The sequence below is a fragment of the Peribacillus sp. FSL M8-0224 genome, assembly GCF_038003055.1.
Classification (GTDB): domain Bacteria; phylum Bacillota; class Bacilli; order Bacillales; family DSM-1321; genus Peribacillus; species Peribacillus frigoritolerans.
Genome location: NZ_JBBOOJ010000001.1, coordinates 528939 through 543168 on the forward strand (window position 1 = coordinate 528939; position 14230 = coordinate 543168).

Annotated in this window: 11 protein-coding genes; 4 read left to right on the forward strand and 7 right to left on the reverse strand. The window is 38.5% G+C overall.

Annotated features, from left to right (window positions below):
• Position 1: 1 nt before the first annotated feature.
• The 3 genes from MKX49_RS02540 (at position 2) to MKX49_RS02550 (ending at position 3939) form a co-directional block, all read left to right on the forward strand.
• Positions 2–1162: a DegT/DnrJ/EryC1/StrS family aminotransferase gene (locus MKX49_RS02540; RefSeq protein ID WP_340874702.1), complete on the forward strand. Its 1161-nt coding sequence runs from the start codon at positions 2–4 to the stop codon at positions 1160–1162.
• Between the two features lie 128 nt (positions 1163–1290).
• The gene (locus tag MKX49_RS02545) at positions 1291–1464 is read left to right on the forward strand and encodes a hypothetical protein (RefSeq protein ID WP_202315312.1); all 174 of its coding nucleotides are present in this window, start codon (positions 1291–1293) and stop codon (positions 1462–1464) included.
• A 948-nt stretch (positions 1465–2412) separates the two neighbouring features.
• Positions 2413–3939 carry a BglG family transcription antiterminator gene (locus MKX49_RS02550; protein WP_340874706.1) on the forward strand — a complete coding sequence of 509 codons (1527 nt, stop codon included), beginning with the start codon at positions 2413–2415 and terminating at the stop codon, positions 3937–3939.
• Positions 3940–4315: 376 nt separating this feature from the next.
• Here MKX49_RS02550 and MKX49_RS02555 read toward each other — a convergent pair whose 3' ends face one another.
• From MKX49_RS02555 to galU, 7 genes are all read right to left on the reverse strand, one after another.
• Positions 4316–5542: a CynX/NimT family MFS transporter gene (locus MKX49_RS02555; RefSeq protein ID WP_421161763.1), complete on the reverse strand. Its 1227-nt coding sequence runs from the start codon at positions 5540–5542 to the stop codon at positions 4316–4318.
• Between the two features lie 13 nt (positions 5543–5555).
• Positions 5556–6233 (reverse strand): FadR/GntR family transcriptional regulator, encoded by a 678-nt coding sequence (locus tag MKX49_RS02560; RefSeq protein WP_340874708.1) that lies wholly within the window; start codon positions 6231–6233, stop codon positions 5556–5558.
• Positions 6234–7467: 1234 nt separating this feature from the next.
• Positions 7468–8799, reverse strand: coding sequence for an amino acid permease (locus MKX49_RS02565; protein ID WP_340874709.1), 1332 nt, complete (start codon positions 8797–8799; stop codon positions 7468–7470).
• A 504-nt stretch (positions 8800–9303) separates the two neighbouring features.
• The gene (locus MKX49_RS02570; protein ID WP_153246180.1) at positions 9304–9474 is read right to left on the reverse strand and encodes a hypothetical protein; all 171 of its coding nucleotides are present in this window, start codon (positions 9472–9474) and stop codon (positions 9304–9306) included.
• A gap of 72 nt (positions 9475–9546) precedes the next feature.
• Positions 9547–10941 (reverse strand): cytochrome P450, encoded by a 1395-nt coding sequence (locus tag MKX49_RS02575; RefSeq protein ID WP_340874711.1) that lies wholly within the window; start codon positions 10939–10941, stop codon positions 9547–9549.
• 192 nt (positions 10942–11133) lie between these two features.
• Positions 11134–11274, reverse strand: coding sequence for a hypothetical protein (locus tag MKX49_RS02580; RefSeq protein WP_095391400.1), 141 nt, complete (start codon positions 11272–11274; stop codon positions 11134–11136).
• A gap of 261 nt (positions 11275–11535) precedes the next feature.
• A complete protein-coding gene (galU, locus tag MKX49_RS02585; protein ID WP_340874714.1) occupies positions 11536–12396 on the reverse strand; it encodes a UTP--glucose-1-phosphate uridylyltransferase GalU in 861 nt (286 codons plus the stop codon).
• Positions 12397–12564: 168 nt separating this feature from the next.
• On the opposite strand from galU, the gene MKX49_RS02590 reads away from it, so the two are divergent.
• On the forward strand, positions 12565–14229 hold the full coding sequence (locus MKX49_RS02590; RefSeq protein ID WP_340878444.1) for a DUF6044 family protein: 1665 nt from the start codon (positions 12565–12567) through the stop codon (positions 14227–14229).
• Position 14230 lies beyond the last annotated feature (1 nt).

The window sequence follows — 14230 nt, forward strand, 5'->3', positions numbered from 1 at the left end:
GATGAAGAATAAAAGATTGTATCTTTCGCCTCCTCATATGAGTGGGAATGAACAAATGTACATTAGCCAAGCGTTCGAGACAAACTGGATAGCGCCACTAGGACCGAACGTAAAAGCTTTGGAAGAAGAGTTTGCTAAATATGCAGGCACTAAGGGGGCGTTGGCAGTAAGTTCAGGAACTGCAGCCATTCATTTGGCCTTGCAAGTATTGGGCGTCACCACTGGTGATACTGTATTTTGTTCTTCATTAACTTTTATAGCCAGTGCAAATCCTATCATCTATCAAGGTGCGAATCCTGTTTTTATTGATTCCGAATCTGATACATGGAATATGTCACCTAAGGCATTGGAACTGGCTTTGGAATATGCGAAGAAAAATCGGGAAATTCCAAAAGCTGTTATTTTGGTCCATCTATTTGGACAAAGTGCAAAGGTAGATGAGATCAAGGGCATTTGCGGGAAATATAAGGTTGCTTTAATAGAGGATGCGGCCGAATCTCTTGGAGGCACATACAAGGGGAGGCAAACGGGAGCGGTTGGTGATATAGGGATTTATTCGTTTAATGGAAATAAAATCATAACAACTTCTGGAGGGGGGATGCTGGTTTCAAATAACGAGGAATACTTACATAAGGCCCTCTTCCTATCTACACAAGCACGTGATCCAGCGCTTCATTATCAGCATAGCTCGATTGGATATAACTATCGTTTAAGCAATATTCTAGCTGGAATCGGCCGTGCCCAATTAGAAGTATTGGATGACCGTGTAAAAGTTCGGAGGGGAATTTTTGATCGGTATAAAAAATCGTTGGGGAACATACCTGGCATTACCTTCATGCCTGAATTAAAAGATACGATGGGAAATCGCTGGCTTACCGCATTAACAATAGACGACAATATCAATGGAGTACGATCCAGTGACGTGATTAATGCGTTAGAAGCAGGAAATATTGAATCCAGACCAGTATGGAAACCATTGCATTTGCAGCCTGTCTTTAAAAATGCAGCATTTTTTGCAGAAAGCGGTGATAAAAGCATTTCAAGTATGTTATTTGACCAAGGTTTATGTTTGCCGTCCGGTTCGGGTATGACATGTGAGGATCAAGATCGGGTCGTGGAAATTGTAAAGGAAGTACTTGAACCGTCCAAATTGGCCCGATGATTCTTTCGTCGTGTGATATGGGTCAATTCATTAAAGGAACTGTTTCATGCAGTCACATTTAGCAGATAAGCTAAACAGCCCGATATAAAAGTAACCTTCCTTACAATGAAAAGGAGGCAAACCAAAATATGAGAATTACATTTAAACAGATTTATCAAGATATCGACAATCTAGTGTGTTTAAGCAATAAACGAAATGGTTTGAATTTCAGAGAGATTGAGCTTACAAGAAAAAGGCTGGTTGAAAATATAAAAGCGATAGAGCTGCATACCATCATTTGTGATAAGGAGGATCCTGGATGAATTCCCCTATATCATCCTTATCTTTTGAAAATGATTTCATTTTTGGGGAGCGTTTTTAAATCTACATTAGAAATGAGCGTGCTTATGAAGATTGGTGATAAAGTGATTTATAAATCAAGGGAATATAAAATTATTTATATCTATAGAAATGATTTAAAAGTCGAGCTTCTCTCCTTTGATGCTAAGCATGAGAAATTCGAATTAGCGCATATATCCCATTTGATAAAGACTGACCTGGCTTATGTAGAGAATCTACAAAAGGGGTCCACTTATGAAAATTGTTGAGTAGCGGTTGCAATTCTACACAGTCTTTTTCTTGATTCATCATTAATATAAAGACGATGTATCTTAAATATTCTATTGAACCTTGTTGGGGAATGTATAAAAATTATGAATAATTTGTTCCTCCTCAATATGGATGTCTTCCATGAATTTAACTTTTCATTTTCAAAACCTCTTTACCGATTTTTTACATGGAGCACTGCTTTTGAGGCTTTGCTCATATAAATAGTAAGCACTGCATTCTTTTAAGGTGTATTTCTCTTTAATCCTCTATAAAAGAATGAGGTGTTTTTTTTGTCGGAACAAATGAAAGCTGTAAAGAAAACCATTATTGCTTAACGATTGATAATGCAAAAGAAATTGTTTCAAAAATGAAATGCGTCATTGTTAATTTGGGTTATTTATTTACTGCATCTTCATTTTAAACCTTACAACTACACATAGTTTGTTGATAGTATCCAACTGGTCATGCTTGTTACATCTAAGATAAGTTTCAATAATTGATTTTCACAAACCACATATGAAACGACGCAGGAATAAAATTATGGTAAATTTGGGTAGTAAGTAGTGTGTGTTTTCTGTTACTTTAAAAAAAGGCGTGGGGAAATCATAAATATTAGGCATTAATGCTCAATTCATATATTAATGGTTTTAATAAGAAAAGATATGAAAATCAATAAAGTTAAAGGTGATTTTATGAATCGATTTACTGACCGCTATTCAAAACTGCTGTATCATTTATTTTATGAGGATAACTGGTGTAGTTTAACAGTGCTAGCAAAAAAAACTGGTTATTCGAAAAGCACATTATGGCGGGATATATTGCATATGAGTTCAAATCTTCCAACTGAATGGAAACTTGATAAGAATGAAATGCAGGGCGTAAGGTTAATGAAACCTAAAAACGGCACCTTAGAAGAGCTTTGGTTTCATCTTAAAAGTGAAAACACCTATTTTCAAACCTTGGAATTAATTCTTTTTAACAATGGAGTGACGATTAAATATATTACTCAAAAAGTACATATTAGTCGCTCCACAGTGTACCGACAGTTAGAAAAAATAGAAGAAGTATTAAAAAATGCCGAAGTTCAATTATCAAATAGTCCGTTTAAAATTGTTGGGGATGAAATAAAGATTAGAAGATTCATCATGCAGTATGTAGAGTATATGTCCGGCAATTTAAATGATTTTATTACTTCCTTTAATCTTAAGGAGTTTCAAGACACTTTATTGGAGCTATTGAAGGAACATTCAACTTCTTTACACATGGGTGCCATACAAAGACTAGCGATAATCCTTCATATCTCCAACATTCGAATAAATCATAATTGTTTTGTGACATTACCAAAAGTGGTTATAGATGAAAATGTTACATCCACAGCATTCGAAATATCAAAGAAACTATTTAAATTCATGGTGAAATGTCCAAATAGGGAGAAACAGATTTCTGAAATTTTATTTTTTTCTTTATATTTTATGAGCGAAGAAATGTCTTTAAATCGTACCCAAGAACTTCGGTACATTCGTTCCAAACTCAATTCGGATAGCGGTAAGCCTTTAGGTCAATTTTTAAGTAATCTATCAAAGAAAATTGGGCTGGATGTTTCTCAGGATGATATTTTCATGTACGAATTTGCACAAACTCTTCGTGGGATATCGTTTGACTTACAGTTAAAAACGGATACGAGAATAAATAATATTTTACAATTCGTTCCTTATTTTGAGAATAATGAGTTATTTGTAATCATTGACGAAATAGCACAATACATATCGGATGAATTTGCTATTTCTTTTGAAAATATAGAAATATTAGAGATATTCATGTTGGTACAAGCTTCAATTTTAAGAAAACAAAACCAAATGGTTATAGAGACTGCATTAATTTGCCGATCATATGTAGAGAAAGATTATATTCGTGAGATATTAAAACATCATTTCGGAAACAAGCTAAATATTTATGTAATGGATTTTTCCGATATAGACTCACTTTTCAGAAAAAATGGGTTTGATATCTTAATAACCACAGATTTAGGGCAGTTAATTAATATTGAACACATTCCTGTATATAAAGTTTCTTCATTTCCAACTCCCTCTGAATTAAAAGAAATCAAGATGTTCACTCGAAAGAATTTCATTGATCGGTATGGTTTAAATCCTAATATTTTATATCCATTTGAAGAAGACAATGATTGATATGATTGATATAAGTCTTAAGGCATTTATTCACTTTGTACTTACCCCACTGATAAAGAACCGTAATATGCAGCAAATAAATTTACCTCCTCTAAGCCTAGGTCATTTCTTTTTCTCCAAATGGAGAAGGTGAAACTTTCTTATCTGACAGAGTTAAAGGTTGATAATTTTTACTAAAGATAAGGGAGCCGCGAAATGACCAAAGCGAGAACGCCATATATTCCTTCTCTATTTAAACCACAGACCACTCTCTTTATTCGAAATTAAAAACACGGAATAGGAACCTGTCTTACCGCTATCAGTGGCTGGTATGTAAATGGCCCCGGTACAATACCGGGGCCATGGCCGTTTAGGACCTTTTATATCTTTACTGGCTTTATTGAGTCGTTACATATTCATTATTTCCTGCACGCATTCCAACAATGAAAATAAGTGCCGATATAGCGGCCAACATCAGTAAGGGAAGAGTCCAGCTGTGGGTAATGTCATGAAGCAATCCGAATAATACCGGTCCAATGGCAGCTAAGAGGTACCCGAATGATTGTGCCATTCCTGATAATTCAGTCGCTTCATGGGTGCTTTGTGTTCGAAGACTAAAGAACATCATCGATAAACTGAATATGGTTCCGACTCCAATCCCAATCAATATCATGCATACTGGGATGAAGAGAGTGCTTCCGGATAATATGCCGAATATCCCTGATATAAGGAAGATGACAGGCGGGACCACTAACAGACGCTGACTTTGTAAGCGTCCAGCTAAAATTGGCACAAGGAATGTTATGGGAATGACTGCAAGCTGCATGATGGATAGCATCCAGCCAGCTTCATCAGCATTCAGGCCTTTTTGCTCCAGGATTTCAGGCATCCAGGTAATTACTGTATAGAAAATAAACGATTGCAAACCCATGAAGAATGTAATCTGCCAGGCTAAACCAGAACGCCATAAGTTAATCTTTTTATCCTTTTGCGCCGTTTGTACATCCTTACCTGAGTTGAATGGCCGTCTTAATTGCGGCATCCATAAGAAAACTGTAATAAGTGATAAAATCCCCCAACATCCAAGGGCACCAGCCCATCCCAATCCGGATGAAGAAGCAAGGGGAATGCTGATCCCAGAACCTATTGCGCCGCATAAATTCATGGAAACAGCATAGGTTCCTGTCATCAAACCGATGTTCCTGGCAAAGTTATGTTTAATCAGACTGGGTAACAAAACATTGCCTATTGCAATGGCTAACCCGATTAAAATGGTCCCTATGAACAATGTCGGCACTCCGCCAACTGAGCGTATCCCAATTCCGATCGTTAATAATACCAAGGAAAGGAAAAGTGTAAGCTCCATTCCAAAACGCCGTGCTATCCTTGGTGCAAACGGTGATAATAAAGCGAAGGAAAGCAAAGGCAATGTCGTTAATGATCCTGATAATGTATTGGAAATCCCCAAGTTATCACGGATCGAAGTGACAAGGGGTCCAACCGATGTTAAGGGAGCCCTCAGATTTGCCCCAAGAAGAATGATTCCGATGATGAGCAGTCCTACTCTGGGTTTAATATCCATTTTTCTTTGTTCTAGTTGATTTGCCGCTTGATGAATGCCCATAATCTCCTCCTTACTACTCTAAAGATTTTTTGAATTGTGCAATGTATTCATTCACTGTTTCGATTGACCGGTTCACATCTTGTTCGATGATGGCATCTATAAGTTTGCAATGAATGTTCAAATGAAAGTTCACATCAGAACTCATCTCCACTATCTGATGGATGGATTCATGCAGGGAGTGTTCCATATGCTCGTACAAATCAATCAATAAATCATTATGTGATGAAACCATAATCGATTTATGTAACTGTATATCCGCTTCTTCGTAGGCCTTGATATCCTTTGCTTCGGCAGCTCTGCTGCATGCTGATATATGAAACCGCAATTGTTCTATATCTTCTTGATTACGTCTTAATGCCGCTAACTGAGCTCCTTCTCTTTCAAGGGCATGACGGACCTCTAACGTTTCTAATATACTTGACTGCTGGATCCTTCTTTCAATTGCAGCCCCCAAGGCACTTGATGACCTTACGAATGTCCCCTTTCCTTGTTTCGTTACTAAAAGCCCTGCATAAACAAGTGATCGTACAGCTTCCCTTAATGTATTTCTGCTTACATCGAACTGTTGGATCAAATCCATTTCAGGGGGAATTTGATTTCCTATTTTCCATTCACCTGATTCGATTAACGATTCGATTTGGGAAACCACTTGCTCTACAAGTGATAAGCGATTTGTTTTAGATATGGTCAAGATACACACCTCGAATTTGTAGGATGATTGGTTCATTGGTTATTTTAACATATGTATGTTGAAAATGAGTTTATTCTTGAAAAAATTGCAGTTGATTTCAGAAATCCGCTCCCTTTCCGCCGACTGTCTGCCAAGCCTCCTCGGCGCAAGCGCCTGCGGGGTCTCGGCTAGCCAGTTATTCGGCAGGAGTGTCGCAAATTTCTTCAATCCAATAAGGATTACAGGAAAAAGCATGTAGGATAAACTAATCTTAAACATACTTCGGGATGAGACCAACCTCAGTTTTTCTTTGAAAAAATTGCAGTTGGTTTCAAAAATCCGTCCCTTTCCGCCGACTGTCTGCCAAGCCTCCTCGGCGCAAGCGCCTGCGGGGTCTCGGCTAGCCAGTTATTCGGCAGGAGTGTCGCAAATTTCTTCAATCCAATAAGGATTACAAGAAAAAAACATGAAGGATAAACTTATCTTAAACATGCTTCGGGATGAGACCAACTCTCAGTTTTTCTTTGAAAAAGTTGCAGTTGATTTCAGAAATCCGCTCCCTTTCCGCCGACTGTCTGCCAAGCCTCCTCGGCGCAAGCGCCTGCGGGGTCTCGGCTAGCCAGTTATTCGGCAGGAGTGTCGCAAATTTCTTCAATCCAATAAGGATTACAGGAAAAAGCATGTAGGATAAACTAATCTTAAACATACTTCGGGATGAGACCAACCTCAGTTTTTCTTTGAAAAAATTGCAGTTGGTTTCAAAAATCCGTCCCTTTCCGCCGACTGTCTGCCAAGCCTCCTCGGCGCAAGCGCCTGCGGGGTCTCGGCTAGCCAGTTATTCGGCAGGAGTGTCGCAAATTTCTTCAATCCAATAAGGATTACAAGAAAAAAACATGAAGGATAAACTTATCTTAAACATGCTTCGGGATGAGACCAACCTCAGTTTTTCTTTGAAAAAAATTGCAGTTGATTTCAGAAATCCGTTCCCTTTCCATCGTCGGTGTTAGAGTATTCCGATTCTCCTTTGTTATTAGTTTGTAGACAAAAGGTGTTATTTCTTTTAAAACAAAGTTGATTGGAGGGGTGTTCGAGACTCCTGCGGGAAAAGGTGCCGAGGAGGCTTCCGGACCGCCCGCGGTCAGTGGAAATCGACGTCCAATCTGTACTGGCACTAAAAAGACTGAAGGCAAACCCGACTTTCATCGAGTTTGCCTTCAGTCTGAAATCCCTAATAAAATTCAGGGGGATAATATTTCTATTTTTTTTGTTTGACAATAAATGAGAGAAGGATGAATATCACTAACGTGACAAGACATACTGTAGTCCCGATGATGTTTTGCTTATTAAAGAGAAATGCCAAAAAGATAATGCTTAAAGCCGTGATGGCTAATATAGTTGTATATGGGTACCATTTTACCCGGAATCCTGGTTTGCCAGTGTATTGCTTACGCAGTTTCAATTGCGCGGAACAAATACTGATCCACAATAATAAAACCGTGAATCCAGGAATGGCCATAAGGTAGCTTAAAATCAGGTCGGGATACAAATAGGATAAAAACACACCAGCCAATATGCATAATGTAGTTAAAAATATACCATTTAGCGGGATACCCTTTTTCGTTGTTTTTAAAAATGCCTTGGGCGCTTCCCCGTTCTGGGAAAGAGTGAACAGTGTCCTTGAGGTAGCGTATATACCTGAATTTGCAGCTGATAAGACAGCGGTTAAAAGAACGAAATTCATGATATCGGCGGCTCCGGGAAGACCAGATAAGCTGAAAACCTGAACGAAAGGACTTACTTCAGTGCTTACTTGGTTCCAAGGTATTACTCCGCAAATGATAAGTATCGGCAAGACATAGAAAAGAATCACCCGCCATACTGTTCCTTTTATGATTTTTGGTATGACTCGCTGACTATCCTTTGTTTCCGTGACGGCTACACCAATTAATTCTGCACCCCCATATGAAAACATGACCACTAAAAGTGCACTTAACATTCCGTCAATTCCTTGGGGGAAAAAACCGCCATGTTCCGTGTAATTAGAAAATGAAGCCGAACTAGGAAAGAGTCCTAGCATGATCAAAGCTCCTAAAATGATAAAAGCAATTAAGGTTATTATTTTAATTCCTGCGAACCAAAATTCGAGTTCTCCATAGTATTTTACTTGAAACAAATTAATTCCTATTATTACTGAAGCGCAAAATATGCTTAACAGCCATAATGGTACTGTAGGAAACCAATATTGTAGGAAACTGCCGGCTGCGACTATTTCTACAATGATTACGATAATCCAATTGAACCAATAGAGCCATCCGACAATGAAGGATAGTTGAAACCCAAAAGCTTTATTAATGAGATGTTGGACGTTCATATTAGGAAAAGCGGTTGCCATCTCCCCTAATGCGGCCATTACAATGAATAACAATAGCCCCCCAATTAAATAGGCTATTACAACACTTGGGCCTGCCATATTTAATGTATCGGAACTCCCTTTAAAAATCCCTGTTCCTATCATTCCGGCTAAAGCAATGAACTGGACATGCCTCGGCAATAGGCCCTTTTTTAGATCTTGATGAGTCTTCTCCATTATATTCATGCCTTTCTTTCATAATTTTAATAAAATAGTCTATCAGTAAAACTTAAAAGTTTCTTCTATTATTGAACGCTTTCACGTACTAAAGTACTATATTAATATATCATGAATCGGAAAAAAGTCAATTTAGGCCGGTGAACGGGAATGGATTTCCAACCGGCGAAGAAGGTTATCTAAAAATATTGGTTTTTATTAAATAATCAAAGAAAAAAACTGCTAGGTGATTTTTTAGGATGAATTGGCAATTCTTCATTCTTTAAAATACCTATTGAAAAGAGAGAAATATAATTCTGTTTAATGGCATTATTACTGGCATTTGTTTCGTAGATGGAATCAGTTTCAGTACTTAATAGTCGTAGTCGCTTAGTTTATCCTATCAGGATTGTTGCAGCCAGCATTTGCGGCTGCGGGGGCCAGGGTTATGGAACATACTGCAGAATAACAAAAAACCGACCTTTCAAGGTCGGTTTTTCTTTAATATAAGGTACGAAGCGGAAACTATCCGTTCCCATATGAAAAGGGGAGCGGCGCCTGTAGGTATTCGGTTTCTTGTTTCGGTTCAATTTCGCTTAAAAATTGCAGATAACCGGTATATACCTGCGAAGCCATTCCTAAATAGTGCAATTCAGTGTGGATGATTCCCTTTCGTGGTGAATGGAGCAAATACATTTTTTCATCCCTCCTTTCTAAAAGGATAGGCCAGTTATTACAACGATATTTATTAGGAAAAAACCCCTATTACTAAAAATTGGATGCACCAGGTTCAAAGGCTTCTGCAGTTCTTTCTTCTAACACCATGCGCAGTCCATTCTTGGGTCTGAGTGTAAGGGAGGGAAGGGGAGTTACTTCATGATGGTCAGGTGCAAGCTTTATCCTATATCGCTTTACAATGCAGGCCAGGACAAACACCGCTTCCATCATGGCAAAGTGATTGCCAATACAAACCCGCGGCCCTCCGCCAAATGGAAAGTAAGCGAACGCAGGCAGGCTTTTCAAAAAGTTATTTTCAAATCGCTCAGGGATAAATGATTCCGGTTGATCAAAATGCTCTGGGTTATGCTGCATCACATAAGAACTTATTAGTATCATATCGCCTTTTTTAAAGCGATATCCTCCTATTGTGACATCCTCCGTCACATCACGGGATAAGATATACAGTGGCGGGTAAAAGCGAAGTGTTTCATGAATGATATTTTGAGTGTATTGTAATTTCATGAAATCTTCAGGCTTGGGTGTCCGTTGACCGATTATGCTATTGACTTCATTGAAAAGCTTGGCTTGAATTTCCGGATGCTTCGAAAGTGCATACAGTGCCCAGGAAAGAGCATTTGCTGTCGTTTCATGACCGGCAAGAAAAATAGTCATTAATTCATCACGGACCTGATGGCTTGTCATGCCTAACCCGTCGTCGGCATCACGGGCGTCCATCAAGATCCCTAGCATGTCTTCATGTTTTTCTGTGTCGTTCTTCCGTTTTTCAATAATGCCGTAAATCACTTTATCAAGCCTTTGTATCGCCTTTTTATATTCACGGTTGATTTTAGTCGGTACCCATAATGGCATACGGAAAATCTTTCTCATCCTTTTGACTGTTATTCTCAATGCAGTTTCCAGAGGTTTCCCAACGATTTCATATCCATCCTTGAATTCCATGCTGAACATGGTCTTGCTGATTATCCCGAGAGTGATGTTCATCATATCCTTCGTTATAATCCGTTCATCATCATGTTGCCAAGTTGATATATAATCCATTGTGATATCAATCATATCCTTGGCGTATTGGCTGATATGAGTCTTTTTGAAAGAGGGTTGGATAAGCCTTCTCTGTCGCATATGAAAGTCTTTTTCGCTTGTAAGCAGACCTTCACCGATAAGCGGTTTTAAAAGATTGAAGTCCTTGGATTTGACGAAAGATTGTTGTTTTGTTACAAGTATTTGTTTGATTAGATCAGGATTTAAAACGTGATAAACATTTTGGAATGGTCCTAAACGGAATTTAGCGACTTCCCCATATTCCTTGGACAATCGGGTCAGAAACCCAATCGGATCTGTTTGAAACTCTTTTGTATGTCCGGAAACCAGCCTTCCTTTTGGAACCATTTGAGAAGTGCGGAAGACATCATCAGCGTGGCTCAATGAAGTTTTTCCCCTTTCTTTAAAATACTTACATGTAATCATTCTATGAGGATAAGCTAAATTGGTTTGGACAAGTCGTTAAAGAAAGGGCGGATAATTCTATTGAAGAAATAAAGTTACAGAGAAAAGACTCTGGATGAATATAGCCAGAGTTTTTCATGAGAGCTTTAGATTAATGAAGGGGGATTCAATTCAACTTCTTTCATCATCGCCCCCATGTTGGAAACGATCATTTTTTTCATTGATGGGCCCGCCAAATTGTGCATTGATTTCCTTAACCACTTGATCTAAAAATTCATCAGATATTATTGGATTATTGGTTTTATTGTGCATGTGTTTCTCTACAATCCTTTCTGGATATCGTGTTTTGGAACATTCATGAAGGATACGTTATCAACATAACCTCACTTATAGAAAACTATTCTTTCTCTGTTCAACTTTTTCTGCTGTAACATTTTACGGAAGCATAAACGGTTATATTTCACTTGGAGGATTATGGTAATTGGATCATTTTACAACCAAAGGGGTCAATCCGATGTGGAAATAACCCAATCACCTCTTATTGGTAATTGGGCATGGTCTATATTAACTTCATTAAGGAAACAACTGCCTTAAATATTTTATTAGCTGATCACGAAGTTCAGGTCGTTTCATGGCGAAATCTATTGAAGCTTGAAGGAAGCCGAATTTATCGCCTACGTCATAACGATTTCCCTCGATGATATACGAATATAATGGTTCCTTTTCTAACAAAAGGTCTAAAGCTTCGGTAAGCTGGATCTCCCCCTTACGATCAGGCTTTACGTTTTCAAGGATTTCAAAAATCGCAGGTGATAAAATATATCGGCCAATTATCGCCTGTGTTGATGGTGCATCCTCCACTTTTGGCTTTTCCACTAAGTTTCTTACCAGAAATAAATCCTCATATCGTTCTTGGAAGTTTACGATCCCATACTTGGAGACATCGGCTGGTGACACTTCCTTACTTCCGATAATGCTCGCTCGTACCTTGTTATACCGTTCCATTAACTGCTTCAAAGCTGGAACCTGGCTATCCACGATATCGTCCCCTAACAGGACGGCAAAAGGTTCGTCTCCGATAAAAGTTTTGGCACATAAAACTGCATGACCCAGACCTAAAGGTTCCTTTTGTCTTACATAGTGGATATCGACCATGTTGGAAATGTTCTCCACGATCTTAAGCAGATCATTTTGACCTTTCATTTGCAGAAGCATTTCAAGCTCAATCGATTTATCGAAATGATCTTCGATGGCACGTTTGTTTTTACCCGTAACGATGATAATATCCGTAATCCCTGATTGTACCGCTTCTTCGATAATATATTGAATGGTCGGCTTATCGACAATCGGCAGCATTTCCTTTGGTTGAGCTTTCGTAGCAGGCAAAAATCGTGTTCCTAAACCGGCTGCTGGAATCACCGCTTTCCTTATCATAGCCCAGCCCCTTTTTAAGGTTCTTTTATATGCTTATTGCATTTTATGTGGTCATTGGTTGACCTATATCAAAATAGGTTAAAATAAATCCCTTAAAAAGAATAGATTTACCTTCGAAGCCAAATATTATGGATATATGAATTTAATCAAGAGGTGGATATTTTGCCAATTGAAAATCAAGAGAGAAAACAAATCCTTTTTGCCTTACTCATCATTGTTTTATATCTTTCCCCCTTAATCATCCTTGGAGAAAATGCGCATATTCGCGTACATGATAATTTGGATTCCAACCTTGCCTGGTATAAAGTCCTTTCAGAAAGCGGTGAGTTATTCGGTGCAATTGACGCCAGAATTCCGCAGATTATGAATGGCCTGCCCCGTAATGCTTTTGGCAGTGAGTTCAGTATTATCGTGTGGCTTCATGCTCTTTTTCCGACAATGGTTGCTTATGCAATAAGCCAGGCATTAACAAGGTTTATTGCATTCTTTGGTATGTATATCTTATTGAAAAAACATTTGGTTACAGGAAGACTATCAGGTTGGATTAGGGTTGGAACATCCTTAGCCTTTGCCCTTACCCCATTTTGGCCATCGGGAATGCTCAGTACACTTGGGATGCCTTTAGCCCTTTGGGCTTTTTTGAATATCCGCAGCAAGGATCATTCTTGGAAGAATTATTTGGTCCTTACACTTTTACCGCTTTATTCAAGCATCGTACTTGGCTTTTTCTTTTTCCTTGTTGCAATGGGTTTTCTTTGGCTAACGGATGTAATCAGGGGAAAAGGATGGAATATAACGTTTCTTCTTTCGATCGTTTATATGACCGTCATTTTTGGTTTGGTGGAGTATCGTTTGGTCGCTTCATTCATTTTTGATTCGGAGCCAAACAGCAGAGATGAATATTTTCACGCAAGGCTGCCGCTCGATTGGGTCGTTAAGCTTACTTTCAAAAATTTCGTTCTTGGACATACGCATGTCATGACTGTACATGCTCTTATCATCCTGCCGATTACAGTCTTTGCCCTTTATATTATTCTGACCAAAAAACTGTGGAGACAGGAGAAGGTATATGTTTTTTTATTCGGCTTGAATTTTATGCTCTCAGCGTGGTACGCATTTTGGTTTTATAAAGGCTGGCTTCCTTTAACGGAAAGGTTCCATACCCTGGATACCTTTAATTTTGCCAGATTTCACTTTTTAAGGCCGATGGTAATTTACTTAGGGTTTGCCCTCGCGATAAAAATCATTTGGGAACACAGCGACTATGCTAAGAAAACCCTTTCTATTTTCATCGCCATTCAAATTCTGATTTTAATGGGTTTTAATGAAGAGATCACTCACAATAAAAAACCCTCTTTTAAAGAGTTCTATTCAGAAAGCCTTTTTCAGGAAATAAAAGATCATATAGACCGTCCACAAGAAGAGTATCGTGTTGCCAGCATTGGGCTGCATCCCGCAATCGCTCAATATAATGGATTTTACACGCTCGATAGCTATAACAATTTTTATCCGCTTTCTTACAAACATCAATTTCGTCAAATAATTGAAAACGAATTGGCTAAGAATAAAAACATCAGAATCTACTTTGATGAATGGGGAGGACGTTGTTACCTGTTTACCGATGAGCTTGGGAAGCATTATATGTTCAAGAAAGGCTCGAAGAAAGAGCTGGAAAATTTGGACCTCAACATGGATGCGTTTAAAGGATTAGGCGGTACGTATATATTTTCTGCCATCCCAATCAACAACGCGAAGGAAAACGGATTGCTGCTGGATAGGGTTTTTACGAAAAAAGGAAGCGTATGGAAAATTCATTTATACAGAGTCATGTGAA

What these genes read in the sequence shown, in the direction of transcription:
- MKX49_RS02540 (WP_340874702.1), top strand. Translation starts at nt 2, where the DNA reads ATGAAGAATAAAAGATTGTATCTTTCGCCTCCTCATATGAGTGGGAAT.
- MKX49_RS02545 (WP_202315312.1), top strand. Translation starts at nt 1,291, where the DNA reads ATGAGAATTACATTTAAACAGATTTATCAAGATATCGACAATCTAGTG.
- MKX49_RS02550 (WP_340874706.1), top strand. Translation starts at nt 2,413, where the DNA reads ATGAAAATCAATAAAGTTAAAGGTGATTTTATGAATCGATTTACTGAC.
- MKX49_RS02555 (WP_421161763.1), bottom strand. Translation starts at nt 5,542, where the DNA reads ATGGGCATTCATCAAGCGGCAAATCAACTAGAACAAAGAAAAATGGAT.
- MKX49_RS02565 (WP_340874709.1), bottom strand. Translation starts at nt 8,799, where the DNA reads ATGGAGAAGACTCATCAAGATCTAAAAAAGGGCCTATTGCCGAGGCAT.
- MKX49_RS02570 (WP_153246180.1), bottom strand. Translation starts at nt 9,474, where the DNA reads ATGTATTTGCTCCATTCACCACGAAAGGGAATCATCCACACTGAATTG.
- MKX49_RS02580 (WP_095391400.1), bottom strand. Translation starts at nt 11,274, where the DNA reads ATGCACAATAAAACCAATAATCCAATAATATCTGATGAATTTTTAGAT.
- galU (WP_340874714.1), bottom strand. Translation starts at nt 12,396, where the DNA reads ATGATAAGGAAAGCGGTGATTCCAGCAGCCGGTTTAGGAACACGATTT.